Here is a 23,781-nt window from a genome sequence, read left to right on the forward strand (position 1 = left end):
ATTTTAGATAAATAAAAAAGTATTGTAATTATAATAAATGCCTGCTACCATAGTGAAATTGTAGTGTAAAAATATTTGATTAAAATAATTTACGATTATCAAAAACTTCTAAGGAGTACATCAAAGATGCAACAAAAGATACCTTTTTCAACTTACGCAGTCATCGGCACAATGTTATTCGGACTGTATTTTGGAGCGGGGAACCTTATTTTTCCGATTCAGCTAGGTCAATTAGCAGGCACTCATTTTTGGTTTGGCTTAATTGGCTTTTTAGTCACAGCGATTGGGCTACCATTCCTCGGTATATTAGCAATTGGCTTATCAGGCAGCAATGGTTTACGTGATTTAGCAAGCCGTGTTCATCCTGTATTTGGCATTGTCTTTTCATTAGCCCTTTATTTAACGATAGGACCATTTTTTGCGATCCCACGTACAGCTACAGTTCCTTTTGTAGTAGGCTTTGAACCATATATTCAAGCACAGCATGCCACAATACTACTTGCTGTATTTAGCTTTTTATTTTTTGCCATTGTTTATTATTTCTCTTTAAACCCAGCCAAAATTATGGATTACGTGGGTAAATATTTAACACCTGCGTTTTTAGTTGTGCTATTTATGCTAATTATCACAAGCATCGTAAAGCCAATGGGGGATTTCCAGCAGCCAATGGGCGATTATATAGATGCTGCCTTTATGACGGGCTTTAAAGAGGGCTATAATACGATGGATGCTCTTGCCTCACTTGCCTTTGGGATTGTGGTGATTAATGCTATTAAAAATGCGGGCATTTCAGATCGTAAGGCAATTGCTAAGGCAACATGGACATCTGGAATCTTTGCGATGGCATTAATGATGCTAATTTACGGATTGATCACGTATATGGGTGCTTCCAGTATTCAGGCAGTAGGCACTTTTGATAATGGTGGTTTAATTTTTGCCGCAGTGGCGGAACATTATTTCGGCTCATTTGGAGCTATTTTATTGGCTGTTATTATTGTGCTAGCTTGTTTAAAGACAAGCATTGGTTTAATTACATCTTGTAGTGAATTTTTCCACGAGGTATTTCCAAAAATCAGCTATAAATGGTTTGTGTTCCTATTGTGTGCAGTATCCTTTATGATTGCAAACTTTGGCTTAAACAATATCATCCAATTTGCGATCCCTGTTTTAATGTTCTTGTATCCATTAGCCATCGTATTAATCTTGCTTGCTCTTGGTTCATCCTTCTTTAAGAATAAGCAAACGGTTTATGCGATTGCGATGATTTTTACCTTTTTCATTAGCTTGATTGATGGCTATAAAGCGTTGGTTGAAAGTGTGCCAGGTGCGAAGTTAGGTGTTTTGGACGCAGTAGAGAAATACTATTCTGCGATGCTGCCTTTTTATGATATTGGCTTAGGATGGATACTACCTGCGTTAATAGGGGCAGTGCTTGGAAGCCTGATTCCGTCTCGAAAGGTCATATAATAATGAAGAAACACGCACAGAAAATGTCTCTGTGCGTGCTTTTTTATAAATTAGTATGCTGTCCAGCCACCATCTATGGCAATCACTTGTCCATTGACAAAGCTTGCTTCATCCGAGCCAAGGAAAATAGCTAATTGTGCAATTTCCTCTGGCTGACCAGCACGCGGATTAATGGATAGACCAAGTGCTTGGCGTGCAGCCCCTGCTTCACTCATATTTGTCATGGAGGAGGCGATATTCGTCATAACTGCTCCTGGCGCAATACCATTACAGCGAATATTTTTATCCGCATACATAAACGCAGTATTTTTTGTTAAACCAACAACGGCATGTTTGGAAGCTGTATAAGCCGCTCCTGCACGTGCTCCATATAAGCCACCAGCAGAAATATTATTGACAAAGACACCGTGGCCTTGCGCAAGGAAAATTTCTGTCGCCATACGCATGGAACGCATAACGGCTGTTGTATTTACAGCAAATACTTTTTCCCATCGTTCATCAGAAATTTCTCCAACTGGCTCCATACCATCCATAATACCTGCATTGTTAACTAATATATCTAATTGACCATAGTTCGTTTTCGTTTCATCAAATAAACGTTGTAAGTCTTCTGTTGATGCGACATTTGTTTGAATGGCAAAGGCAGTTCCTCCAGCCGCTTGAATACCCTCCACAACCGCTTGGGCACCCTCTAAATTTAAGTCTGAAACGGCCACCTTAGCGCCTTCTTTCGCATATCCTTCTGCAATGGCTTTCCCCATACCTGAAGCTGCACCTGTCACAATGGCTACTTTATCTGCTAATCTCATCTCAAAGACCTCCTAGTTAGATATTGAACATCTGTTCATTAAAATCATATAATAAAGATGAAAGCGATTTCAATATGCAAAATTTCTCGATGTGTTGAGTAATCAACGCTTTTAAAAAAACTGTTGAATAAGGAGCTGAAAAAATGCGCACAACGGATTTACGTGTTATGAAAACAAAGCAAGCCTTGCATAATGCTTTATTGACCTTGCTTAGTCAAAAACCATTGGAGCAAATATCCATTGCAGAAATTTGCAGGGAGGCAAAGGTCAATCGAGGAACCTTCTATTTGCATTATGAGCAAAAAGAGGGACTATTTGAAGAATATTTTCAGGAAATTATGGAGGATTTATATCAATCTTACGAAGAACCATATCGTGCTGTCACAACATTGGATACCAATCATTTAGACCCAAATACCATTCGCATTTTTCACCATATTGAGCGCTTTAAAATGTTTTACCGAATCGTGTTTTCTAAAAACGTGCCATTAACGTACTATTACATGCTATTTGATGGGATTTATTCGCTGTTAAAACGAGATATCTCCACACATCACGTGCATCAAATGGAGGATCATATATCAATCGACTATTATAGCGCTTATCAAGCAAACGCTATCATCGGACTTATCATTCAATGGTATCGTGGCGATTTCAGCGATAGCGTGACCATGTTAAATAAGCAGCTAGCAGCTATTTTAAAGAATGTGAGGAGTGGTGAATAGAATGCTTGAAGTGAAGTATAGAAAGAGAAGTGATGGATAGAACGCTCGATTTGAAGGATAGAACATAAAAAGTAGCGGATAACCACCCAAAAAGAAGGTCTACATCAACTTGTAGACCTTCTCTTTTCTATTAAATCATCGGACTGGAGCAGGTTTGAATGTGACGATCAACGTAGCAATGGCTAGTGTCACGAAGATGATGATGCCTAAGGAGCTACTGTTTTGCAGGAGATTATCAGAACTACCACCAAAGATGATTGTGTAGTAGCCATCTGCTCCATACGTGGCTGGTAGCATGGCAGCGACCTGCTTGTATCCTTCAGATAGCATGGTTTTTGGTACAAGGACGCCTGATGTTACTAATTGGAGTGAGAGAGCACAAATATTAAATACCATCCCCATATTCCCGAAGGCAATCACAAATACTTGGGCCAAGCTAAGAAAAGCAAGATACATTACAGCTTGGAAGAAATAAATCGACAGCAGGTTTTCCTGGCTAGCGATATTAAAAAGGTGCATCAAACCAATTGTTATGAATGGCAATGTAAAGGCTACGCCCACATTGAGTAGCTGTCGTGCGAGGAACAATTGCCATTTTGATAGGCTTTCTTGAACGAGCTGAGCTGCTTGCTGGTGTTGCATAATCATGACCATCGCTCCCACGAAGGAGGAGATGATAACCATAAGAGGGACAAAGTTTGCAGCAAATCCCTTCACATCATTGGTTTTAACAATGGTTCCATCGACGGCATGGTCTTTCACATTCATTACTGTCGTTTTGACAGAAGTGGTAATTTGTTGGGCAGTATGTTGCTCAAAGGGAAGCTGAGCGAATTGTTGAGAAAAGACCTCAATTGCCTGATTTTGTTGCATTGGATAAAGGGCTAGATTGATTTCCTCTGTTAATTGCTTTGCTACACCCTCCATCATATTTTTTGCTACACTTGCATTGGCTTGATTAATCGCATAAATAATTTCAGCCTCTTTCCCTGCTTGTATTTGATTTGTAAAATCGGCGGGAATTTGCATAATCATATTAATTTGTCGTTCATTTAATGCGCTCTCTGCTTCCTTCATGGATGGATAGTCCTCCATTGTAAAGGGGATGGAGCCTTTGATGTTCTGTGCTAACTGTGGACCCATTGCGGAATCTTCCATAACAATGCCAATGCTTAACTGTTCAGCTCTTTCATTGACACCATCATAGGCAGTCATCCAGATTGTAAAAAAGATTAATTGAAAAGCGATGGTAGCCACAATGCCAATATAGGTTTCACGAACGCGTAATAATGCTTGTAAACCGCTCATTTCTAAATTCCTCCTAAAAATAAGTAAGTACTTACTTGCATTTGTAAGAAAAATTTTTTCTAGGAAACGAGTCCCCTAGAAAAAATAGTCACACTTGTTTGGAGAAGTTCTTCGGTCGGGATGCTAGATACAATCGTTCCAAGTCGTGCACGTGACATAAAATGACCAAAATTAAGAGCAATAAGTGATAATGCTGCTGCTTCAAAATCAACTTCTCTTATTTTTCCCCGCCGATGCATTTCTTGAAAGTACACAATGAGTTCCTCTTTGATCAAGAGAGGAATATTCGCGATCTCCTCACTAATTTCAGGAAACTGAATGGACTCCTTAAAGCCAATCATAACAAAATCTTTAATCGACATTAAAAAGTGAAAATGTTTTAATGAGAAATTTAATAAATCTTGCTCTAATTCCCATGTAACATTTTGATTGATTTCCTGTTGTAAAAGTGGGTAATAAGAAAATTGTTCAATAATGGCTTTTAATAAACCACGCTTATTGCCGAAATGTCGAAAAAGAGTAACTTCATTGACACCTGCTAATTCTGCAATGGATTTGGTTGTTGCAGCCGTATAGCCTTTTTCACTCACTAATTGTAACGCAGCTTCGATGATTCTTTCTGCTGTTCCCTTTGTTGTCAAAAATATACTTCCTTTCATGCAAGTAATTACTTACATGCTAACATAGTACATTGTTATCTGCAATATAAATTATGACTAAACTTTTAATACACAGCAAGAGCATTGACAACTATATCGACTACTGATATATTTTAGGTGTATCGACAGATGATATACTGCTGAACGATATAAAGGAGGGATTATATGACACAGGAGCATTCGCCATTAACAGAGGGCGTTTATTATATTTTATTAGCTTTGTATGAGCCGAGGCATGGCTATGGTATTATGCAGCTCGTAGAAGAAATTAGCAAGGGGCGTGTACACTTAGGAGCAGGTACGATCTATGGTGCTATTAAAACATTGCTAGAGCGAGGCTGGATTGAGGCGCTTGGTGGAGATGGTAGAAAGAAGGAGTATTTGATTACGGAAGCTGGCAAAAAAGTAGTGGAATATGAAATTTTACGATTAAGGGAACTTTTTGACAATGGTATCCGTATAACGAGGGGAGCCGAATAAAATGAAAAAAAGAATATTTCGTTTTTTGTGGATTATGAAAAAGAGGAGCAATGGATCAATGACATGGCAGATCAGGGCTGGTATTTAAAAAAAGCGTTTATAGGCTATTTTATTTTCGAGCAAGGTCAGCCAGGAGAATATATCTATCGCAATGAGCTAATTATAGGGAAATCAAAGGATTATTTTGAGTTTTTAACATCTATGCATATTGAGTATGTTACGAAAAATGGTGCATGGGCGTATTATCGGAAAAAAGCAGTAGAGGGAACGTTTGAATTACTATCAGATCATCATTCAAAATTGAACTATTTCCAATGGGTTCGCAATTTGATGTTAGTGTTTGCGGGATTCGGTATTTTTGCTGGCGGTGTGAATATTGTGCAGGAACATATCCTCAATAAAGGCATCGGGCTGATAGATGTATTGCTCGTATGTTTGCTAGGTGTACCTATTATCAAAACAAGCAAGCGTATAAAAAAATTACAACAAGAAGCACAGTTATTTGAAAGGTAGGAGGAAAAGGGATGACATTACAGCTACAGCATGTCACAAAAAAGTATAAAGATTTTACCGCTGTCAATGATTTGAATTTTACCATTGAAAAGGGTGAAATTTTTGGGCTAATTGGGCAGAATGGAGCGGGGAAAACAACAACATTTCGTATGATTTTAGATTTACAGGAGACGACGGCTGGCACGATTACTTGGGATGGGCAGCCTGTTAATACGATTAATCGCGATATACTTGGCTATTTACCTGAGGAGCGAGGGATTTTCCCAACGATGAAAGTCGAGGAGCAGCTCTACTTTTTTGGCGAGTTACGTGGCATGAAAAAAGCAGAATTGAAAAAGGATATTGATTTTTGGATTCAACGCTTTGAGCTGGAGGAAAAACGAAAGGATAAAGCTGAAACATTGTCAAAGGGCAATCAGCAAAAGGTTCAGTTGATTGCAAGCTTTATTCATAAGCCGAAGTTTTTAATTTTAGATGAACCGTTTAGTGGCTTAGACCCTGTCAATAAGGATTTATTAAAGGATGCTATTTTACTATTAAAGGAACAGGGCACAACGATTCTATTCTCCAGCCATCAAATGGACAATGTGGAAGAGCTATGTGATCATTTATGTCTATTAAAACGAGGTGCTTCCTTATTCTCTGGAAGCCTACTAGATTTAAAGAAACAATATGGCAAAACAAAGCTGGCGGTACGTACAGGTTGGTCGACAACGCAATTATTAGCACTTGAAGGCGTGAAGGATGTGCGTGTAGAGAAGGAGCAAACTGTCTTAATGCTGGAGGATGAGCGCTATGCCCAAAGCATTTTTGAGCAGCTTTCTAATGGGAAGTATATCGAAAAATTTAGTCTCGATTATTTATCATTGGATGAAATCTTTAAAGATAAGGTAGGTGGAAATGTTGTCGAAGTTTAATTTATTAATGATGCAATTATATAAATCGAAATTTAAATCAAAATCCTTTATTTTGATGACGTGTTTATATGTGTTATTAATGTCTGTCGCGATATTTTGGTCAGATATTAAAGCACTCTTTACAGGCGAAGATGAGGCCCAGCAAATTGCCATTGTCAATGAAACCTCTGCTGAATTAAGCGGTATCTTTGTATCTAATGGGGATATAGCCTTTATTCAGGATGAACAAGATGTGGCAGCGCTTGAAAAAAGGGTAGAAGATGGCAAGCTAGATGCGATTGTGAGGGTCAGTGATCAAGAGGGTCAGCTACATGCTGAAATTGCGACGTTTGTACCGCTGAAATTAAATGATCAAACAACATTGTCCTCGTTATTACAATATGCTGGTCAACATTATGCTGTTCAGCAGCTATCGTTGTCACCTGAGCAAGCAGCCCAAATTATGTCTGCCCAAACGATAATTTCCACGAAAAATTTAAATGAGGCATCAACAGGTGGAAAAAGTGAGGAAGAAAAGCAATCAGGACTATGGGTTTCGTATGGCATTGGGATTTTAATTTATTTCTTTATCTCCACATTCCTCTCCATGATTACGACTGAAATTGCCTCTGAAAAGGGCTCTCGTGCTATGGAAATGCTGCTAGCCAGCGTCAAGCCAGCCACCCATTTTAAAGCAAAAATTGCAGGCGTACTATTATTAGCTTTAACACAAATGGGTATTATTGTAGCCGCCTTTTTATTATATGCGAAATTTGTGAAGGATGGCGTCATTTGGAATGCAGCCGCTACGATTATTAAAGAGCTATCCATTAGCTATGTGATCTATGCTGTTGTGTTCCTGCTATTAACAATTATTCTTTATTTAATCGTTGGTGCATTATTTGGTTCACTCGTATCAAAGGTCGAGGAAGCGGGGCAAGTATTAATGCCTGCAATGATGGTTACGTTAATTGGCTTTTATGTGATGTTATCAGGTATTGGCAATCCAGATACCATATTGATTAAGGTATTTTCTTATATTCCCTTTACGTCTGGTATGGTGATGCCAATGCGTATAGGTGCTACAGATATCGGAGGGATGGTGCCAATGCTATCCTTAGGTATTTTAATCGCAACAATTGTTGTCGTGTATCTATTTAGCTTATCCTTCTATAAACGCAGTGTGCTCACATACAGCACAGGTGGCGTTATTCAAAAAATTAAAACAGTATTAAAAGTGACAACTTAATTATTGGAAAGTAGCCAATGCAATATGGCTACTTTTTTTGGATAATTTGCAAATTTAGTCGAATTTCCTCGTTTAACAGGCTATACTTGAAGAATGAGGTGATAGTATGCTATCGAGGGCAGAAATTGAAGCGATATTGGCACAAGGTACACATATGCGACGTTCAGCAACAGAGGAGGAAGCTGCGTATGTTTTTCAACAGATAGAGCAGCTTCCAAGCAATCCTACACTGGCTAATATGTTACAAAAGCGACAATATGTTCAAATATATGTCGATCAGGTAGATTCAACTTGGTATAGTTTGATTTACGAAGAAGAGGTTAATTCGTATACTTTACGAGACGCTTACTTTCTTCGGGTAAGATGAAACTTTTTTTCAGCATGATTCGTATAGTACAAGAGAGTAAGTAATAGGGGGTATATACATGTCTAATAACCAATACCAATCAAAGGACCCATTCGCTTCCGAAAATCCTTTATTCCAACAACAACCACAGCCAAATCCAGGGTTCCAAGAGCCACAGGAAAGTCCGTTGATGTATACAGAGCCACAACAACCATCAGAGCTTGTATCAAAGCAGGAACTATCACAAATTGCACAACATCAACTGCGCTTGAAGCAAGACCCAGAGGTTCACTCACTTTCAAAGAAAATTGATGTAAAAGATCAAATTGCGATGCTAGAGCTTGGTAAAGAGACGGCAAACGGTATTTCAGCTTTTTCAGATAGAATGCTTGCTACAATGAAAGCAAGTAAGCTAGAAGAGTCAAGTGTTTTGCTAAATAATCTGAATAAAATTATGGATAAATTTGATCCACAGGATTTTGCCGAGGAGAAAAAAGGTGGCTTTTTAACAAAGCTGTTTAATAAAGGGAAAGAGCAATTAGAAAGATTTTTAGCCAAGTACGATAGAATGAACAAAGAAGTAGATGTGATTTATCGTGAAATTCAAAAATACGAAAGCGAAATGAAGCGAAATACAGTAGACCTTGAAAATCTGTATGATCAAAATGTGAACTATTTCCAATCATTAAGTAAGTTTGTAGCAGCGATTGAAGTGAAAATAGAGGATGTACGTGCGTCATTGCCAGCGCTCGAACAAAAGGCACAGGCAGGTGACCAATTAGCAGCCATGGAATATGAAACAATGTTGCGTGCTGTGGAATTATTAGAGCAGCGTCGCTATGATTTAGAGATGGCACAGCAAGTATCCTTCCAATCTGCTCCACAAATTCGTTTAATGCAGCAGGGGAATACCCATTTAATTGCAAAAATTAACTCTGCCTTTGTTACAACAATTCCAATTTTTAAACAGGGCTTGATTCATGCGGTGACATTAAAGCGTCAAAAGCTTATTTCTGATTCGATGAGTGAGCTAGACCGCCGTACCAATGAAATGCTTGTACGCAATGCAGAAAATATTAGTAAAAACAGTGTTAATATTGCGCGTCAAGCAGGTAGCCCAAGCATTAAAATCGAAACGATTGAAACAACATGGCAAACGATTATGGCTGGTATCCAAGAGACGAAGCAAATTCAAGCAGAAACAGTGAAAAATCGTGAAGAAGGGCGTAAACGAATTGAGCGTTTGCAATTAGAGTATGAAAAACTGAAAAAAATGTAAGTCTAAAGCTTCTTGCAGCTATTGTTGCAAGAAGCTTTTTAGATGGAATGCGTAGTCAGAGATGAGGCCTGTTAGCAACAATATTCGCCAAGAGGGAATTGTTCTTTGACAAAAAGCAAAATACTGATTATGATAAAAATAAATGAGAATGATTATCATGTGAAAAAGGAAGCGGATAGATGTTACACAAAGAAGACAATTATATGAATTTACCTGTGGAGGAGTGAAAAATAAATGGCGAATAAAATAAAGCCCTCTACATTGTCGTACGAGCCTTTTAAAGATGGAACGCTTGCTCTATATGCGACAGATAGCTTAATGATTGTGCCACAAAGCCGCTATTTAGAGCTGCTGCATATGGAAGAGTTGTACAATACTATGCATACAGATTTAGATAACAAGCAAAATGGCTTAGAACGAGAACGAAAAATGCTAAAAAAACAAAATGTACAGCTTACAGAAGAGCTACAAAAGCTAAAGCAGCAAAACACGGTGCTACAAAAAAAGGTAACAGAATACAATTGTGTGGTGGAGGAAATGAAGGTGCTCCGCCAACAAAATACGGAACTACTGATTGAATTAAGTAAATATACAGCGATGTCAAGGGAGTCACTAACAGGACCACTGAAGTCAATGATTCGAGATATGCGTGAACAAGGAGTTGGAATTAAAGAAATTCATATTCGCATCAAGCGCCAAATCAATCCAGAGATTAGCTATAGTACCGTACGCAAGTATATTTCTGAGCTAGAGTCGGAACAGAAAGATTAACGAGCTATTACACTCTTTAGAAATTGGGCATTTACAGTGGCTACTCAAAGTCCTATAATTGAGTCGATTCTTTAACTAGTTCAAGATGATAGGGAATCGTTCATCGATTTCAGTAAGAGTAGGAGCGTTAGTGGCAATGTCAAATGAGAAAAAAGGGGTTTTAGCGGCATTTTTTGCTTATATGATTTGGGGAGTTTTCCCGCTTTACTGGAAGCTATTAGAGCACGTACCAAGCATGGAGATTTTATTATCTCGCGTGATTTGGTCCTTCGTTTTTACGGTGCTTGCAGTGAGCATATTCCGAATGCGTAAGGAGCTACTGGCAGATTTAAAGTATTTATGGTTCCATCAAAAGCACTTTTGGCAGCTTGCGGGTGCATCCTTTGTTATTTCAATGAACTGGTATTTATATATTTGGGCTGTAACGCATGATCATGTGATTGAAACAAGCTTAGGCTATTATATTAATCCGCTGCTGTCTGTTATTTTTGGTGTTATTTTCTTTAAAGAATCGTTAAACCGTATGCAATGGATTGCTACGGTAATAGCCTTTATTGGGGTGCTAATTTTAACGATTAATTACGGCTCTGTGCCATGGGTAGCATTATTAATTGCTATATCGTTCGCTATTTACGGTGTGCTGAAAAAGAAAATTACGCTTGATGCGACAAGAGGCTTAGCTATTGAAACATTATTGATTTTGCCATTTGCCTTAGGTTATTATGCATATTTATTTACAACTCACCAAGCTTCATTTTTACATATTGATGTTAAAACAGATATTTTAATGATTTTAAGCGGTATCGTCACAGCAGTTCCTTTAATTTTATTTGCTAAAGGCGCACAAAATATACCATTGTATTTATTGGGCTTTATTCAATATATGACACCAACCATTGTATTAATTTTAGGCGTTATGCTATACAAGGAACCATTTAGTCAGGTAGAGCTTATGGCTTTTAGCATTATTTGGGCGGCGCTGTTACTATTCTCCGGTTCCAAGATCATAGAGACCAGGAAAGCCCATCATAAATCCATTTCGTAAAAGACTTGTAGAATTCTCTACAGGTCCTTTTATAAAATTCTGACGATAATATTGGTGCTATGGGAAAGTTGACGCGAATTTTCCTACTCATGGGCACCTTTACTTTCATGCTAGTATATAGTAAAATGTCAATAATTAGATAACAATGATCAATTAATGAGAGGTGCTTTTTGTGAGTGCGGTAGGTTCTAACTAGGTAAAAAATTGAATGAAATAGTGGCGATGACGACAGCAGGGGATACATGTTATGAACACCCCTTATTTTGTCATGGACCTATTTCAACAACCTATGTAGATACCTACAATACTTTATTAAGCGTGGCATACAGAACTGAAACTTCAATTAGATGAGGTTTTATTTGTGATGTCGGGAAAATGCGCCTTTTAAAGATAGAGCTGTGGGGATTCCTCACAGCTTTTTTATATTGTTTAAACCATCATTGCTATCTAATATTGGCTAGGTATCTTCATGTATGTTAAAACATGACAATGAGGAGCAAAAAGAAATGAATAATACTACGCTTGAAAAATTACAATATCACGAATTAAAGGACATCGTTAAATCCTACTGTGTCAGCGGGTTAGGAAAACAACTTTTAGATAAATTAATGCCAAGCTCAAACTTAGCAGTGGTAAAAAATCGCTTGAATGAAACAACAGAGGCTCGTGCCATTTTGGATGCAGAGGGGCATGTTCCGTTTTTAGGGGTGTCGAATATTGAGCATATCATGACGAAGCTTGAAAAGGGGATGATTCTTGATCCAAGTGAGCTAGTGAGTATCTCCGATTTTTTACGAGGCTGTCGCAACATCAAAAAATTTATGTTAGATAAGGAATTTTTTGCGCCCGTTCTTTCTTCTTACGCTCATTCTATGGCTGAATTTAAGAGCGTGGAGGAGGAGATTAATTTTGCGATCAAAGCCAATCGTGTAGATTCGGCTGCTAGTCGTGAATTAAAACGCATCCGACATCATATGGAAACGACAGAGGAAAAAATTAAAGAACGTTTAACGAAATTTTTAAATAACAGTGCCAATAAACCGTATATTCAGGAATTTTTTATTAGTCAAAAGGATGATCGCTATACGATTCCAATTAAGGCGACCTATAAAAATCATGTACAGGGAACGGCTGTTGAAATTTCCTCAAAAGGGGCAACCGTTTTTATGGAGCCGAGCGTTGTCGCTAAATTAAATGTAGAATTAGCTACATTGAAGGCTGAGGAAGCGGTGGAGGAATATCAGATTTTAGCGTCTTTATCGGGGCTATTGATGGAACATCTTCATGCTATTACGATTAACATGGAGTTAATTAGCCAATATGATATGGTCTTTGCCAAAGCGAAGTTCAGTAGACAAATTGGTGGTAGGGAGCCGCGTATCAATGATTACGGTTATATTCAACTGATCAATGGCAAGCATCCATTACTACCAGGAAATGCGGTGCCCCTTCAATTTGCCATCGCTAAAGACTACCGTAGCCTAATTATTACAGGACCAAACGCTGGCGGGAAAACGGTCGTGTTGAAAACCATTGGCCTTTTAACATTAGCGACGATGTCGGGCTTCCATATTGTAGCGGACGAAGGAACGGAAATGGCTGTATTTAATCATATCTTTGTTGATATTGGCGACAATCAAAGTATAGAAAATGCACTAAGTACGTTTTCATCGCATATGAAAAATCTTTCCGATATTATGAGAGCCGCTAATAATCATACACTATTGCTGTTTGATGAAATTGGCAGTGGAACAGAGCCAAATGAAGGAGCTGCACTGGCAATTGCGATATTAGAGGAATTTTATCAAATGGGCTGTATAACTGTGGCAACTACACATTATGGTGAAATTAAGCGATTTTCTGAAATGCATCCTGATTTTATGAATGCGGCAATGCGCTTTAATAGTGAAACACTAGAGCCCTTGTATCAATTACTCATCGGCACGTCAGGAGAAAGTAATGCCTTATGGATTTCTAAAAAAATGAATATCCGTGAAGCTGTTTTGCAAAGAGCAAAGGATTATATAAATAACAAGGAGTATCAGCTGAGGCTCGTTCAGGACAGTAAAATTCGTAAGCCTAAAATAGAGAAAGCGAATGTTGCAACGACTTATGCATTTGCAAAAGGGGACCGTGTGAAATTATTGGACTATGATGATGTGGGATTGGTGTATGAAGAAATGAATCCGTACAATAATGTTAGCGTATTCTATCAGGGGCAAATACTAGAGATGAATGTGAAGCGACTTACCCTAGAATTACCTGCAACGGAGCTATACCCTGAAGGATATGATTTAGAGACATTGTTTGTAGACTATCAAGACCGTAAGCTTCAGCATGATATCGAACGGGGATCGAAAAAGGCGTTACGCAAGATCCAGAAACAAATAAAGAACGATCGTCAGCCGTAAAAACAAGGGATTGCACAGCCTCGTGCAATCCTTTTAATAATGAAGATATGGAAGCAATTTGTGCCTTAATCGTTTGATAGACTTCCTCGATTTTTCGTTTATAGAGTAAATCCACTAAATCAGGTGAATTTGTGTAAGCCATTTAAGCAATTTCATAGGCTATTGTTAGCTCATCAAAATGTGCATAGCAAAGGGCTTTATAGGAAAAGCATTCATTTAAGCTTAAAATATTATAAGGATGGCTAATATAGATCGGTATGTTTTTATACTGTACAAATGCAGCCTTCGCCTCCTCATAACGTCCAAGTAAATATAAGGATTTTCCTTTTTCAGCATAATAAAAGTTTGAAACAAGCTTATCTAAATAATCATCGTATCTAAGCTGATTAAAACGTTCTATTTCTAACAGAGCCTACTCGTAATTATAAATGTAATTATTATAATAATGTGGCTTTAATACAAAAACAAAAGCGTTAACCTCAACACGTTCGGCAAATGCCTGATATTGCACCAGTTTCATAAACATATGATTCGTATGTTCAAAATCATGATTAATCAAGGCACAATAGGCACCCATTCTGTATATATTATCAATATGATAGAACAGTTGGTTTTTATGGGCATTGACTTATGATGCTACGACCAGTCATCTAAAGGAAGCACATCCAGAGTATGATGACAAAGAAGTCATACCAGAAAGTATGTTGTCATTTATTGATCCTCAATCACAATATACGTTGCTTTGATAGGTCCATGTACGCCAACGATAAGAATCATTTCGATATCGGCTGAGTTACTAGGACCCGTAATAAAGTTAATGCATGAGGCAATATTTTCACCATTGCGCACTTTTTCGCTAATCCAGCGTGCAGCCTGTGTCATACGGGGGACAATGGTGCTTTTAGGAATTAAAATAATTGATTTTTCTGGTAAAAAGCTGACACTTCTACCTCGCTCCTGACTGCTAAAAAGCACAGCCGTTCCTGATTCTGCTAATGTTATTTCACTAATGGTAATGCCGATATTGGCTTTTTCAGCTTGTCGGATATTTTCCTCAGGTTGCTGCGGATTCCATTCATAATGCTCAATATTGGCTTGTTGCCATTGTGTTGTCATTAATGCAGATAATCCGTAGTCTTGGAATCGTTTATCCTGCCATGTAATAACGGACTGACCACCATAATTATCGATAACAGCTTGTAAATCTTGTGGAAGCTTCGCTGTATTTGTCATCACAATATCTGTATGAATATTTTTGCATTGTTTCACTAACACCTCTACTAACTCATCCTTTGTTGCATCTTTTAGCACACCATCTTGCGGCTGGTATTGCCATGTTGGGCGTGGTAGCTCCGCTTTTGGTGACCGTCCTAGCTGCTTGGCAATATTGGCTAAAAAAGTTTCTCGATTTTGTATTGTACCTGTCATTATGACTTGCCTCCTTTTGTCCGCTGCTTCATCCAATCTCTAAAGCTATCTTTATTTGGTGCAGGGAAATCTCTTGCCTCCGTCCATGCCTTTAATGGTCCTGGCCCTTTAGAAATCGTGTTATCTTTCGTAAAAGGGGACATAGCTGGAGAAGCCATTTTTGTTGCTATTTTATATAAAGAAGGGGAAGAGGCACCTAAACCAAATGCTTTCATTAATAGTTTTTCAGAGACAGGTGCTTTGCCTTCATTTTCCACAATGACTTGTCGATGTCGGTGAATCAGCTGATGCAGCGGAATTTTCACAGGACAAGCATCCGTACATGCACCACATAATGTAGAGGCATAGGGTAGCTCTTTAAAATCATCATAGCCCCCTAAAAGAGGGGAAAGTACCACACCTACAGGACCTGAATAGATAGAGCCATACGTATGCCCTCCGACATGACGATAGACAGGACAAGCATTGACACAGGCAGCACAGCGAATGCATTGTAAAATCGGCTGAAACTCACCGCCTAAAATGTTTGAACGTCCATTATCAACAATCACTAAATGGAATTCCTCTGGTCCATCGCTATCTCCCTCATCCTTTATCCCTGTTAGCGTTGTAATATAGCTTGTGAGCTTTTGTCCAACAGCGCTTCTTGTTAATAAGCTAACAAGCACCTCCATTTCTTCAAAGCTAGGGACAATTCGTTCCATACCCATCACCGTAATTTGCGTTTTCGGCAGGGCTGTTACTAAATCAGCATTGCCTTCATTTGTTACAAGTGTAATCGAGCCACTTTCAGCAATGGCAAAGTTACAGCCTGTAATACCAATATCTGCTGTTAAATATTCGTTGCGCAATTTCTCACGTACATAAAGGGCAAGCTCCTCTGGCTTTTCGCTTTGCTTATAGCCTTGTTTTTCTTTAAAAACATCTCGAATTTGCTCTTTATTTTTATGCAGGGCAGGTACAACAATATGTGATGGTGGCTCGTGATCTGCCACCTGCAAAATATATTCACCAAGGTCTGTTTCAATGACCTCACAGCCAAGCTCCTCTAACGCAGCATTTAAGTTAATTTCTTCTGTTACCATTGATTTTGACTTCACAATTTTAGCGGCTTCTTTCTTTTTCGCAATGCCTTGAATATAGTCCGTTGCTTCTTGTGCTGTTTGTGCAAAAAATACATGTCCACCTCGTTTGGACACATTTTCACTTAATTGATATAAATAATAATCAAGATTTTCTAATACATGCTTGCGAATTTCCTCGCCATGTGACCGCCATTCCTCCCAGTGTCCAAGCTCCTCTGCCTGTTGGAGGCGGCGCGTTTGAAAGCGTTCCTGGGCACTGGACACAGCGCCGCGCATAAATTGATTGTCCAGCTCCTTTGTCACACGCTGATTAAAGCGATCTTCACTCGTTTTCATTGCCATTATCGATTCCTCCTCTTATCGGCTATTTAAAACTTCCGCAATATGCATTACTTTGATTGGCTTTCCTTGACGTTGAATACGCCCTCCAATATTTAATAAACAGCCCGCATCTGCGCCAATTAAAATATCAGCCCCTGTTTCTTCCACATTGCATACCTTTTCATCAACCATTTCTCCAGAAATATTGCCCATTTTGACTGAGAATGTACCACCAAATCCACAGCAACGTTCCTTGCCTGGTAGCTCCATATATTGTAAGCCTTTAACATGGCTTAATAGTTGAAATGGCGCTTCCTTTATACCAAGTAGACGTGTCATATGGCAGGATGTATGATAGGTTGCTGTGCCCTCTAACTGTGCGCCCACATCCGTTATCTTTAAAACATCCACAATAAACTCTGTGAATTCATAGGTTTTATCTGCTAATGCCTGCGCCTTTGGTTGCCAAATAGGGTCATCCTTAAAAACTTCAGGATACTCTTTAAACATATAGGCACAAGAGCCAGAAGGGGACACTACATATTCGGCATGCTCAAAGGTCGTAATCATTTTTTTCATGGCATTTTTAGATTCCCTCACATAGCCACTATTATAGGCAGGCTGTCCACAGCAAATTTGATTTTCTGGAAAGTCAATCTCACAGCCAAGTCTTTCTAATACTTCAACAGTTGCTTTGCCTACATCACCTTGAAACATATCTACTAAACAGGTTGCAAACAGTGTCACTTTCATTTTATCACTCCTCCTACATAATCAACCGGTCATCTGATGACTAATAAAACAAATAGATTGTTTTTATAATACTACAACTATTCAGAAGAATAAAAGAGATTCATAAAATTTTTCAAAAAAGCTGCCCTGTTATAAAGGCAGCTTGGGGGATTGCATAGATTCTGTTGTTTCAAAATATTGCAGTAACACTTTTTCGACATTGCTTAAATGGGAAGACATCGCATGCTTTGCCAGCTCCTCATTTTGCTGTTTAATGGCAAGAAAAATTTGCATATGCTCATCATATAATTTTTCACTCGTTGTTTTTTTAGAATAAAGCCAAATACGGCGCGTTTCCTTCATCGTTTCCAGCATCAGTCCTGACACTTGATCGAGAATCATCGTCAGCAGGGGATTTTGTGAAGCAGCAGAAATCGCAGCATGAAATTGAAAATCAACTTTTTCACCTAATTCACCATCACCTTGTACACGCTGCATTTCTTCAAGTATTTGTGTCATTTTTTGAATATCTGCATCTGTGCGATGAATGGCTGCGCTTGCGGCTGTACCTACCTCAATAATTTTACGAACCTCTAATAAGTGAGAGACATCCTGTTTATTCGTTAAAATAGCTGTTGAAAGAGGGAAATCAAGCTGATTGGATGTGACACTTTTGACAAATGTTCCTGAGCCCTGCTTGATTTCAATAAGCCCCATTGCTTTTAAAGCGGAGAGTGCTTCACGTACGGCAGATCTACTGACTTGTAATTGTTCGGCTAGCTGTTCCACGGAGTCAAGCCGATCCCCTGGCTTTAATAATCCGGCTCTAATTTTTTCATGGAGGATTTCGGATACTTCTTCATATATTTTCTTTGGCTTTATTCTTCTTAATTCCATGGAACAACACCCCTTATCTTTCTACAATTGCTTAATTGTTATATTTATTATACATGAAAAAACAACTTACTTACTGTGAAGTGAATACTTTTGGAGGGCTTATTGGAGATTTGGAACGTTTATTCCGTGTCTATCCATCAGGTTTGCAGTTCTATCCAGCATTTCAAGGATTCAATCCACTGCGTTATAGGAAAAAGCTAAAAATATCGAGCGCTGTCGAATTTTAGTGTTGTGAAAAATATATTGAATTTTGAGAATATAGTTAATATAATCATAGCATACGGTCATCTGATGACCTAATCTTCCGCTGATTTGTTGAGATCAGTGAATGTGGAAGGTTTACTGCAATAATATCTGAATGATGGTGCATTTCTGAGAAAGGAAGCTGCTTCTACAAAAAGAGGAGAAAATCGACAAGGTCTGAAAGCTTAGGGGAAACGTGACTAATCATACAGGGGGAAATATTTTATCACATTATTGTGGAAAACCTTTTTAGGAAAAATACAACTATGGGGGGATGTAGTTTGACTTTTACACAAAATTTCACAGCCGTTGGAGGGAGTTTAGCTTGGTCGGCGGTGGTAGCAGTTGTGCCGATACTTTATTTCTTCTGGGCGCTAGCAATTAAAAAAATGAAGGGCTATATGGCGGGACTAACGACGCTTCTTGTATCATTACTATTAGCGGTTTTTGCTTTTAAAGTACCTGCTGCCACAGCCGTTATGTCTGCTACACAAGGCGCGGTTTATGGGCTTCTTCCAATTGGATGGATTATCGTGACATCTGTTTTTCTGTATAATCTTACGGTAAAAACAGGGAAGTTTAATATTATTCGTCATTCAGTGCTATCCATTACAGAGGATCGACGTATTCAAGCATTACTTGTGGCATTTTCATTTGGTGCGTTTTTAGAGGGAGCAGCGGGCTTTGGGGCACCTGTTGCCATTTCAGCCGCACTGTTAGTTGGGCTAGGCTTTAATCCGCTGTATGCTGCAGGGCTTTGCCTGATTGCGAACACGGCACCTGTGGCATTTGGTGCAATTGGTGTCCCTATAACTGCTATGGAGGGGCCAACAGGTATACCCGCGTTGGAAATATCAAAAATGGTGGGGCGTCAATTACCATTTTTAGCAGTCTTTATTCCATTCTTTCTAGTATTTATTATGACGGGCTTTAAAAAGGCTTGGGAGGTTATGCCCGCTATTTTAGTGTCAGGGATTTCCTTTGCGGTGACACAATATTTAAGCTCTAACTTCCTTGGCCCTGAATTACCAGATGTACTATCTGCATTAGTATCTTTATTTGCATTAGCAATTTTTATGAAGTTTTGGCAGCCAAAAACAATTTATCGCTTTGCAACGGAGCGAGAAACAACGGCTACACTATCGACAAATGAATCCTATAGCGGAGCAACAATTGTAAAGGCTTGGTCACCATTTATTATTTTAACAATCTTTATTTCCTTTTGGGGAATTCCAGCAATCAAAAGCGCTTTAACAGGTCATTATGAGGGTTCTAATATTTTATTGAAAGGCGTCAATACGTTAGGGCAAGCACTGACATTTATGCCAGAAGTACCTTTTTTACATAATCAAGTGTTAAATGGTACAACAGGTGAGCCAATTGCAGCAGTATATAAGCTAGAATTACTGGGGGCAGCAGGCACGGCTATTTTATTAGCAGCGATCGTGACAAAGTTTATTTTACAAATTTCATGGCGTCACTGGGGCACAACGTTTATGGAAACCATAAATGAAATTAAGTTTCCATTGATTACAATTTGCTGTGTGGTTGGCTATGCTTATGTCACAAATGCAGCAGGAATGATGACAACACTTGGCTTAATGCTAGCGAAAACAGGCGCGTTATTCCCATTCTTCTCACCTGTACTTGGATGGCTCGGCGTATTTATTACAGGCTCGGATACCTCCTCCAATGTATTATTCGCCAAGCTCCAACAGGTGACAGCAGAATCAGTGGGTATGGACCCTGTACTAGCCCTTGCAGCCAATTCATCAGGTGGAGTAACAGGGAAAATGATTTCACCCCAATCCATTGCAGTAGCCGCAGCAGCCGTTGGACTTGTGGGCAGAGAATCAGAATTACTGCGCTTTGCCGTAAAATATAGTATTATGCTACTGCTATTTATCTGTATTTTGACATACTTACAAAGCAATGTATTAGCTTGGATGATTCCATAAAAAGTAAGATGAAAGGATGAAAACGGTTAACGTTTGTCATCCTTTTTATCTATGTCGTATTGACAGAAAATCAGAAGGAGGGCATAATGCAGAAAGAAAACTTATTTGGCAAGGATTTCTTATAAATCTCATGATTTTGCCATGAAACGTTCACAGGCTGGAAGGGCGCATTTTATAGTGTTTTTTGGTACGATGGAGGCAGTAACTGTAAGGAGCGATTTCAAAATATGGGATCTGATATTAACGTATTTTTAGCTTTTGGTGCAGGTTTTTTAAGCTTTATTTCCCCCTGTACGCTTCCCTTGTATCCAGTATTTTTATCATACATAACGGGAATGACATTAGATGAGCTAAAATCAGAAAAAGGTATGTTACAAAAACGTGCTATTTTTCACACATTATTCTTTTTACTAGGATTTTCAATTATCTTTATTGCGATTGGGCTGAGCGCGTCCTTATTTTCTAATTTTTTCCATAATTATCAAACTCTATTACGCCAGGTAGGCGCTATTTTAATTGTTGTATTTGGTTTAATGATTGTGGGACTTTTACAAATAGACTTTTTAAATAAGGATCATAAAATTCAATTTAAAAATCGACCATCTGGCTATTTTGGATCCATTTTAATTGGGATTGCCTTTGCAGCAGGATGGACACCATGTACAGGACCAATTCTAGCGTCTATTATCATGTTAGCTGGTACAAATCCAGGCGCAGGCTTTAGCTATATGTTTGCTTATTATTTAGGCTTTGCGATACCGTTCTTTGTACTATCATTCTTTATTTCACGTATGACATGGATTCGCACGCATAGCCAAAAAATTGTGAAAATCGGCGGTTATATTATGATTGCTGTAGGGATTTTATTGTTCTTTGATGGATTAACGTATATTACACGTATATTAGAGCCTATTTTCGGTGGATTTACAGGCTTTTAATTTGTTAAACTAAAGAAGGGCTATACCATATTAACGTGGAGGGAGATAAACAGGTGCCTACAGTTTTAGTAGTGGATGATACGTTATTTATGCGTGTTGCCATCAGTAATATGTTTACAGAATGGGGTTATGAGGTTGTTGGAAAGGCAGTGAATGGGAAAGAAGCTGTGGCAATGTATCAAGAGTTACAGCCAGACTTAGTAACGATGGATGTAACGATGCCCGTTATGAATGGTATTACAGCAGTGAAAAAGATTATTCCTGAATTTCCAGATGCAAAAATTATTATGATTACAGCACTTGGTCAGCAAAAGCTTATCGTAGAAGCGATTGAAAGCGGAGCAAAAGATTTTATTACAAAGCCTTTTGAGCCAGAAAAATTAAAAGCTGTAGCCGATCAATTATTGGGACAAAATTGCTAATTAGATATTAGAGGAGGACCTTTTATGTTAAGCAGCATCCCTTCTCACTATTATGTTATCGGGTCAACCATCATGGCCATTTTAATGGGGAGCTTTGTGATGGTTATACGAATGCGAGCCTCCAAAATGCCAACCAATGAGAAGAAAATTATTATTCCACCGATTGCCATGTCTACAGGCGCGCTTATGTTTGTATTTGAACAATTTCGAGTGCCACCTATGCAAATTTTTGAGGCAGCTGCTGTAGGAATGGTGTTCTCGACGATTTTAATTGCTACTTCTAAATTTGAAGTAAAGGGTCGAGATATTTATTTAAAACGTTCAAAGGCATTTGCGTTTATATTAATCGGTTTGTTAATATTCCGTGTGGTGGCAAAAATGATTTTAAGTAATTCCATCGATGTCGGGGAATTAGCAGGTATGTTCTGGATCTTAGCCTTTGCTATGCTAGTACCTTGGCGAATAGCTATGCTCATCCAGTTTAAAAAAGTAAAAAAAACGATTCCGCAACTACACTAGTATGAAGGCTAGTGTAGTTTTTTTATGGCTTAATAGGGTGGAAAGAAAGTCGTGGATAAAATATACAAAATGAAGGATAGAAAGCAAGCAAGTGGATAGAACGCTTGAAATGGAGGATAGCACTTAAAAAGTGGCGGATAGGATATGCAAAGCGATGGATAAACACTTTTAATGGCAAGAAAAAACGCTACACTAGAATTCTTGTGCAGCGTGGTTACTATTCGAATAAATGCTCATATGGGGCGATATCAATTTGCATTTCCTCTAATTTTTTGCGTAAAAATTTATGGTCACGCTTTGGCGTTGCTTGTATATAGCCTCGAATAATAAGGTCGTGATCAATGGCCTTTGCTTTTTCCTCTAAAGCAAGCTCGCCAATTTTACCTGCAATCTTTTCCTTGGCTACCTGTCTAAAAAGTTCAGGTACAGGGCTTACAAGCTCATAGAGTAGCTCTTTTTCAGCTTGTCCCCATAAATGGATCGTTTTATCTAAATAATATTCCTGCCAATCTAAATCAGATTTGCCATCCTGTTTAGGCAATGCTTTTAAAAATTTGCGGAACATAAAAAATCCACCAATCGCCATCAAGGAAATAAGAACAACAACCCAAAATAAAATAAACCATAAAAACCAACCTTCTAACAAATCGTTCACCTCTTTGTCTTCTCTCACTCTATTATAAAAGCTTACGAAAAAAAATTCATCCTTAATTGTCCTTTTTTAGTAATAAGTCTGTATATAGAGTGTAGAGAGGAGGGGATGTTACATGACAAACATCAGCTTTGTAAATGCTACACTGCGCCTTACGTATACGATTGGCTATGATGAACAAAACGAACCACTATTTGCCACGAAGTCGTATCGTAACCTTAACAGCACCCATAGCACAGCCGATTTAGTGGCAGTTGCGAACGCTATGGCCAGTCTATCATCACAGCCATTAGCAAGCATCGTCAAGCAAGAAACAACAAATTTATCGTAAAGGGGGAATATGGAATGACACAAGTGTTAGAGCTGCAATTTGCTACAGCTACTGGCAAAACAACAACGCTGACAATTGATGCACCAAAGTCAACCATTACAGCAGCTGAAGTTCAGCAGGTCATGGAAACCATTATAACGAAAAATGTTTTTACGGGACAAGCAGGTGCTTTGGCAGCCATTAAAGGGGCGCGTATTGTCGATCGTCAAGTCACAGAATTTGATATGGCAACAACATAATAGAAGAAGTGGTCTTTGCAGCGTGCTAGGCAAAGACCACTTTTATCATATGTGAAAG

25 protein-coding genes are annotated in these 23,781 nt (G+C 38.6%); 17 read left to right on the forward strand and 8 right to left on the reverse strand.

Features of this window, described 5'->3' with window-relative positions:
- Nucleotides 1–126 precede the first annotated feature (126 nt).
- Nucleotides 127–1,467 (forward strand): branched-chain amino acid transport system II carrier protein, encoded by a 1,341-nt coding sequence (gene brnQ / locus MHB44_RS09230; protein ID WP_341302504.1) that lies wholly within the window; start codon nt 127–129, stop codon nt 1,465–1,467.
- A gap of 50 nt (nt 1,468–1,517) precedes the next feature.
- On the opposite strand, the gene MHB44_RS09235 is transcribed toward brnQ, so the two are convergent.
- Nucleotides 1,518–2,276, reverse strand: coding sequence for an SDR family oxidoreductase (locus MHB44_RS09235; RefSeq protein ID WP_341302505.1), 759 nt, complete (start codon nt 2,274–2,276; stop codon nt 1,518–1,520).
- 143 nt (nt 2,277–2,419) lie between these two features.
- Between MHB44_RS09235 and MHB44_RS09240 the strand changes: the two genes are divergently transcribed.
- Nucleotides 2,420–3,001: a TetR/AcrR family transcriptional regulator gene (locus MHB44_RS09240; RefSeq protein ID WP_053995964.1), complete on the forward strand. Its 582-nt coding sequence runs from the start codon at nt 2,420–2,422 to the stop codon at nt 2,999–3,001.
- Between the two features lie 135 nt (nt 3,002–3,136).
- Here MHB44_RS09240 and MHB44_RS09245 read toward each other — a convergent pair whose 3' ends face one another.
- Both MHB44_RS09245 and MHB44_RS09250 read right to left on the reverse strand, forming a co-directional pair.
- A complete protein-coding gene (locus tag MHB44_RS09245) occupies nt 3,137–4,309 on the reverse strand; it encodes an ABC transporter permease (RefSeq protein ID WP_341302506.1) in 1,173 nt (390 codons plus the stop codon).
- Between the two features lie 59 nt (nt 4,310–4,368).
- Complete coding sequence (locus MHB44_RS09250) at nt 4,369–4,950, reverse strand: TetR/AcrR family transcriptional regulator (protein ID WP_341302507.1); 582 nt, start codon at nt 4,948–4,950, stop codon at nt 4,369–4,371.
- Between the two features lie 183 nt (nt 4,951–5,133).
- Here MHB44_RS09250 and MHB44_RS09255 point away from each other — a divergent pair, with 183 nt between their 5' ends.
- From MHB44_RS09255 to MHB44_RS09295, 9 genes are all read left to right on the forward strand, one after another.
- A complete protein-coding gene (locus MHB44_RS09255; protein ID WP_341302508.1) occupies nt 5,134–5,448 on the forward strand; it encodes a helix-turn-helix transcriptional regulator in 315 nt (104 codons plus the stop codon).
- A 27-nt stretch (nt 5,449–5,475) separates the two neighbouring features.
- On the forward strand, nt 5,476–5,961 hold the full coding sequence (locus tag MHB44_RS09260; protein WP_341302509.1) for a DUF2812 domain-containing protein: 486 nt from the start codon (nt 5,476–5,478) through the stop codon (nt 5,959–5,961).
- 11 nt (nt 5,962–5,972) lie between these two features.
- A complete protein-coding gene (locus tag MHB44_RS09265) occupies nt 5,973–6,878 on the forward strand; it encodes an ABC transporter ATP-binding protein (RefSeq protein WP_341302510.1) in 906 nt (301 codons plus the stop codon).
- Nucleotides 6,862–8,106: an ABC transporter permease gene (locus MHB44_RS09270; protein ID WP_083448587.1), complete on the forward strand. Its 1,245-nt coding sequence runs from the start codon at nt 6,862–6,864 to the stop codon at nt 8,104–8,106. Before MHB44_RS09265 ends, MHB44_RS09270 begins: the two co-directional genes overlap by 17 nt.
- A gap of 106 nt (nt 8,107–8,212) precedes the next feature.
- Nucleotides 8,213–8,473 (forward strand): hypothetical protein, encoded by a 261-nt coding sequence (locus MHB44_RS09275; protein ID WP_053995956.1) that lies wholly within the window; start codon nt 8,213–8,215, stop codon nt 8,471–8,473.
- Nucleotides 8,474–8,531: 58 nt separating this feature from the next.
- The gene (locus MHB44_RS09280; protein WP_341302511.1) at nt 8,532–9,731 is read left to right on the forward strand and encodes a toxic anion resistance protein; all 1,200 of its coding nucleotides are present in this window, start codon (nt 8,532–8,534) and stop codon (nt 9,729–9,731) included.
- Nucleotides 9,732–9,965: 234 nt separating this feature from the next.
- Nucleotides 9,966–10,502, forward strand: a complete 537-nt coding sequence (locus MHB44_RS09285; RefSeq protein WP_341302512.1) for a hypothetical protein — start codon at nt 9,966–9,968, stop codon at nt 10,500–10,502.
- Nucleotides 10,503–10,638: 136 nt separating this feature from the next.
- Nucleotides 10,639–11,547, forward strand: coding sequence for an EamA family transporter RarD (rarD, locus tag MHB44_RS09290; protein ID WP_341302513.1), 909 nt, complete (start codon nt 10,639–10,641; stop codon nt 11,545–11,547).
- Between the two features lie 506 nt (nt 11,548–12,053).
- Complete coding sequence (locus MHB44_RS09295) at nt 12,054–13,958, forward strand: endonuclease MutS2 (RefSeq protein WP_341302514.1); 1,905 nt, start codon at nt 12,054–12,056, stop codon at nt 13,956–13,958.
- Between the two features lie 711 nt (nt 13,959–14,669).
- Here MHB44_RS09295 and MHB44_RS09300 read toward each other — a convergent pair.
- From MHB44_RS09300 to MHB44_RS09315, 4 genes are all read right to left on the reverse strand, one after another.
- On the reverse strand, nt 14,670–15,386 hold the full coding sequence (locus MHB44_RS09300; protein WP_053995951.1) for a lactate utilization protein C: 717 nt from the start codon (nt 15,384–15,386) through the stop codon (nt 14,670–14,672).
- On the reverse strand, nt 15,386–16,813 hold the full coding sequence (locus MHB44_RS09305) for a LutB/LldF family L-lactate oxidation iron-sulfur protein (protein ID WP_053995950.1): 1,428 nt from the start codon (nt 16,811–16,813) through the stop codon (nt 15,386–15,388). Before MHB44_RS09305 ends, MHB44_RS09300 begins: the two co-directional genes overlap by 1 nt.
- A 15-nt stretch (nt 16,814–16,828) precedes the next feature.
- On the reverse strand, nt 16,829–17,545 hold the full coding sequence (locus MHB44_RS09310) for a (Fe-S)-binding protein (RefSeq protein WP_341302515.1): 717 nt from the start codon (nt 17,543–17,545) through the stop codon (nt 16,829–16,831).
- Between the two features lie 129 nt (nt 17,546–17,674).
- Nucleotides 17,675–18,421 carry a FadR/GntR family transcriptional regulator gene (locus tag MHB44_RS09315; protein ID WP_341302516.1) on the reverse strand — a complete coding sequence of 249 codons (747 nt, stop codon included), beginning with the start codon at nt 18,419–18,421 and terminating at the stop codon, nt 17,675–17,677.
- 524 nt (nt 18,422–18,945) lie between these two features.
- Between MHB44_RS09315 and MHB44_RS09320 the strand changes: the two genes are divergently transcribed.
- The 4 genes from MHB44_RS09320 (at nt 18,946) to MHB44_RS09335 (ending at nt 22,501) form a co-directional block, all read left to right on the forward strand.
- The gene (locus tag MHB44_RS09320; RefSeq protein ID WP_341302517.1) at nt 18,946–20,622 is read left to right on the forward strand and encodes an L-lactate permease; all 1,677 of its coding nucleotides are present in this window, start codon (nt 18,946–18,948) and stop codon (nt 20,620–20,622) included.
- A gap of 227 nt (nt 20,623–20,849) precedes the next feature.
- A complete protein-coding gene (locus tag MHB44_RS09325) occupies nt 20,850–21,560 on the forward strand; it encodes a cytochrome c biogenesis protein CcdA (protein ID WP_341302518.1) in 711 nt (236 codons plus the stop codon).
- Between the two features lie 35 nt (nt 21,561–21,595).
- Complete coding sequence (locus MHB44_RS09330) at nt 21,596–21,982, forward strand: response regulator (RefSeq protein WP_341302519.1); 387 nt, start codon at nt 21,596–21,598, stop codon at nt 21,980–21,982.
- Between the two features lie 24 nt (nt 21,983–22,006).
- Nucleotides 22,007–22,501 carry a cytochrome c biogenesis protein CcdC gene (locus MHB44_RS09335; RefSeq protein WP_341302520.1) on the forward strand — a complete coding sequence of 165 codons (495 nt, stop codon included), beginning with the start codon at nt 22,007–22,009 and terminating at the stop codon, nt 22,499–22,501.
- Between the two features lie 217 nt (nt 22,502–22,718).
- Here MHB44_RS09335 and MHB44_RS09340 read toward each other — a convergent pair whose 3' ends face one another.
- Complete coding sequence (locus MHB44_RS09340) at nt 22,719–23,147, reverse strand: DUF2621 domain-containing protein (RefSeq protein WP_341302521.1); 429 nt, start codon at nt 23,145–23,147, stop codon at nt 22,719–22,721.
- Between the two features lie 121 nt (nt 23,148–23,268).
- On the opposite strand from MHB44_RS09340, the gene MHB44_RS09345 reads away from it, so the two are divergent.
- Together MHB44_RS09345 and MHB44_RS09350 are read left to right on the forward strand one after the other, a co-directional pair.
- On the forward strand, nt 23,269–23,484 hold the full coding sequence (locus tag MHB44_RS09345) for a DUF1659 domain-containing protein (RefSeq protein WP_341302522.1): 216 nt from the start codon (nt 23,269–23,271) through the stop codon (nt 23,482–23,484).
- 14 nt (nt 23,485–23,498) lie between these two features.
- Entirely contained in the window at nt 23,499–23,723 is a 225-nt protein-coding gene (locus tag MHB44_RS09350; RefSeq protein ID WP_341302523.1) for a DUF2922 domain-containing protein, read from the forward strand.
- The last annotated feature ends 58 nt before the right edge of the window (nt 23,724–23,781 follow it).

The sequence above is a fragment of the Lysinibacillus sp. FSL H8-0500 genome (genome assembly GCF_038051955.1).
In the GTDB taxonomy this organism is placed as follows: domain Bacteria; phylum Bacillota; class Bacilli; order Bacillales_A; family Planococcaceae; genus Lysinibacillus; species Lysinibacillus macroides.

Coding starts and splice junctions, on each gene's coding strand:
- brnQ (WP_341302504.1), top strand. CDS start 127: ATGCAACAAAAGATACCTTTTTCAACTTACGCAGTCATCGGCACAATG.
- MHB44_RS09235 (WP_341302505.1), bottom strand. CDS start 2,276: ATGAGATTAGCAGATAAAGTAGCCATTGTGACAGGTGCAGCTTCAGGT.
- MHB44_RS09240 (WP_053995964.1), top strand. CDS start 2,420: ATGCGCACAACGGATTTACGTGTTATGAAAACAAAGCAAGCCTTGCAT.
- MHB44_RS09245 (WP_341302506.1), bottom strand. CDS start 4,309: ATGAGCGGTTTACAAGCATTATTACGCGTTCGTGAAACCTATATTGGC.
- MHB44_RS09255 (WP_341302508.1), top strand. CDS start 5,134: ATGACACAGGAGCATTCGCCATTAACAGAGGGCGTTTATTATATTTTA.
- MHB44_RS09265 (WP_341302510.1), top strand. CDS start 5,973: ATGACATTACAGCTACAGCATGTCACAAAAAAGTATAAAGATTTTACC.
- MHB44_RS09270 (WP_083448587.1), top strand. CDS start 6,862: ATGTTGTCGAAGTTTAATTTATTAATGATGCAATTATATAAATCGAAA.
- MHB44_RS09275 (WP_053995956.1), top strand. CDS start 8,213: ATGCTATCGAGGGCAGAAATTGAAGCGATATTGGCACAAGGTACACAT.
- MHB44_RS09280 (WP_341302511.1), top strand. CDS start 8,532: ATGTCTAATAACCAATACCAATCAAAGGACCCATTCGCTTCCGAAAAT.
- MHB44_RS09285 (WP_341302512.1), top strand. CDS start 9,966: ATGGCGAATAAAATAAAGCCCTCTACATTGTCGTACGAGCCTTTTAAA.
- rarD (WP_341302513.1), top strand. CDS start 10,639: ATGTCAAATGAGAAAAAAGGGGTTTTAGCGGCATTTTTTGCTTATATG.
- MHB44_RS09295 (WP_341302514.1), top strand. CDS start 12,054: ATGAATAATACTACGCTTGAAAAATTACAATATCACGAATTAAAGGAC.
- MHB44_RS09300 (WP_053995951.1), bottom strand. CDS start 15,386: ATGACAGGTACAATACAAAATCGAGAAACTTTTTTAGCCAATATTGCC.
- MHB44_RS09305 (WP_053995950.1), bottom strand. CDS start 16,813: ATGGCAATGAAAACGAGTGAAGATCGCTTTAATCAGCGTGTGACAAAG.
- MHB44_RS09310 (WP_341302515.1), bottom strand. CDS start 17,545: ATGAAAGTGACACTGTTTGCAACCTGTTTAGTAGATATGTTTCAAGGT.
- MHB44_RS09315 (WP_341302516.1), bottom strand. CDS start 18,421: ATGGAATTAAGAAGAATAAAGCCAAAGAAAATATATGAAGAAGTATCC.
- MHB44_RS09325 (WP_341302518.1), top strand. CDS start 20,850: ATGGGATCTGATATTAACGTATTTTTAGCTTTTGGTGCAGGTTTTTTA.
- MHB44_RS09335 (WP_341302520.1), top strand. CDS start 22,007: ATGTTAAGCAGCATCCCTTCTCACTATTATGTTATCGGGTCAACCATC.
- MHB44_RS09345 (WP_341302522.1), top strand. CDS start 23,269: ATGACAAACATCAGCTTTGTAAATGCTACACTGCGCCTTACGTATACG.
- MHB44_RS09350 (WP_341302523.1), top strand. CDS start 23,499: ATGACACAAGTGTTAGAGCTGCAATTTGCTACAGCTACTGGCAAAACA.